General features: G+C 56.1%; 1 protein-coding gene. It reads right to left on the reverse strand.

Going from position 1 to position 692, the window contains the following annotated elements; translation table 11 throughout:
* The coding region (locus CJU60_RS21260) for an AMP-binding protein (protein ID WP_141243817.1) at nucleotides 1–692 on the reverse strand (692 nt) is incomplete at both ends.

Here is a 692-nt window from a genome sequence, read left to right on the forward strand (position 1 = left end):
ATCGCTTCATCAATGACGTGAAGCTCGGCGCCGATCGTCCAGGTCGGGAACATCTCCCAAATGGAAGCGTCGAACCCGAAGCCCGCGTACTTCGCACTGCGGTCCTCCGCCGTCATGCCGAACGCATCATGGTGCCAGAAGCACAGGTTCACAAGCGCATGGTGCTCGATCATAACACCCTTCGGCTGTCCGGTCGTTCCTGACGTGTAAATCATATAAGCAAGGTGATCCGCGGTTGTGTCGGTCTGCGGATTTTCCTCATCGTTTTCATCAAGCGGCAGACTCAGGATTGTGCGGTTGCCGTCAAGAAGAATGACCTCGCCCGTGTAGCTGTCCGGCACTGTGATGCCTTCCTGTTTCAAGAGAAGCGTCGCGCCGCTGTCCTGTAGGATATATTCAATCCGCTGATCCGGATAGTCAGGGTCAATCGGCACAAATGCCGCTCCTGCCTTCAGGACACCGAGCACCGCAGCGGACATTTCAAACGACGGCTTTGTGAGAATGCCGACGCGCTCATCCGCGCCGATGCCGCAGTCGATCAGAATCCGCGCCAGACGGTTTGCCTTCGCATTCAGCTCACCGTACGTCCATGACTGCCCGTTATACGTAACAGCCGGTTGGTCTTTGTGGCGCTGAGCCGTTTCTTCAAACAGCTGATGAACCGTTTTGTCTGTCGGCACAGGCAGTGTTTT

Origin of the sequence: Bacillus sp. 7705b (assembly GCF_002289525.1) — a bacterium.
Classification (GTDB): Bacteria; Bacillota; Bacilli; order Bacillales; family Bacillaceae; genus Bacillus; species Bacillus halotolerans.